Below are 1,067 nucleotides of genomic sequence, written 5' to 3' on the forward strand. Positions count from 1 at the left end.
ATTCAGATGCCCTTCATTTACAAGAAGCGGCGACCAATGACATTGCTTATGAAGATGTTAATCCATACGCATTACTTTTACCTGCTTCTCCGCATATAGCAGCAAAGCACGATCAAGTTGTTATCGAAGAGTCGGTATTGTCCGATAAGCTTGCGCAGCATAAAAAAGCATCGGACATTGTATTGGTCGAAGGTGCTGGTGGCTGGCGTGTCCCTGTCTCTGATACAGAGTGCTTGTCATCTTGGGTTAAGAAAGAAGAGTTACCAGTAGTATTAACTGTTGGTATCAAGTTAGGGTGCTTAAGCCATGCACTATTAACGGCAGAAGCAATCAGAGCCGACGGCCTTAAGCTCGTAGGTTGGGTTGCTAACCGTATTAATCCAGGTACTGAGCATTACGCCGATATCATCTCTATGCTTGAAGAGAAGTTAGGCGCACCTAAACTTGGTGAGATCCCTTATGTACCAAGAGCTGAGTCAAAAAACATTGGTCAATATATCGATGTTTCTCCACTTCTTGCTCTGTAGTATTTAATCATCGCTAGACTTAAGCTTTAGCATGACTATCAGTAAGGCTTAGTAATTTATTACTAAGCCTTTTTTATTGCTGGAAATCGGTATCTTTCTTGTTAACTTACCGATGACAATCTTCATTTTGAACTCTGTACAATTGCCTCAAATTTTGATTTGTGGATAGCGTCTAAATGAATAAGTCTATATTGATGTCGGGTGCTCTAATATCGGTATCTCCTTTACTTTATGCATCTGAAAGTGCCGACTTAGAGATCGGAATGGCGATTGATCAGCAGCTTAGCGTCGTTGTTGAACTTGATAGTCAATATCGTTTTACTGTCGGAAATGATGGCGCAGCTTTCGATTACATTATTAAACGTGGTGACATTGAAGCCGAGATACCGGTTAGTTGGTATGTGGGAGTGGGCGGTTGGGCTGAATGGGATGACCAATTTGGTGCTCGAGTACCGTTAGGAGTGAAAGTGAACTTTCATGACGGTTGGAATGCTTATGCTCAAGTACACCCAGAGCTCAACTTATATAAAGGACCTGAAC

2 protein-coding genes are annotated in these 1,067 nt (G+C 42.0%); both read left to right on the forward strand.

Annotated elements, in window-relative coordinates; all coding sequences use genetic code 11:
- A partial coding sequence (gene bioD / locus L4C33_RS22405) for a dethiobiotin synthase (protein WP_428814579.1) occupies positions 1-527 on the forward strand: 527 nt, incomplete at its 5' end.
- A gap of 176 nt (positions 528-703) precedes the next feature.
- On the forward strand, positions 704-1,067 hold a 364-nt coding region (locus tag L4C33_RS22410; protein WP_428814580.1), incomplete at its 3' end, for a hypothetical protein.

The sequence above is a fragment of the Vibrio makurazakiensis genome (genome assembly GCF_050337375.1).
GTDB classification, from domain to species: Bacteria; Pseudomonadota; Gammaproteobacteria; order Enterobacterales; family Vibrionaceae; genus Vibrio; species Vibrio makurazakiensis.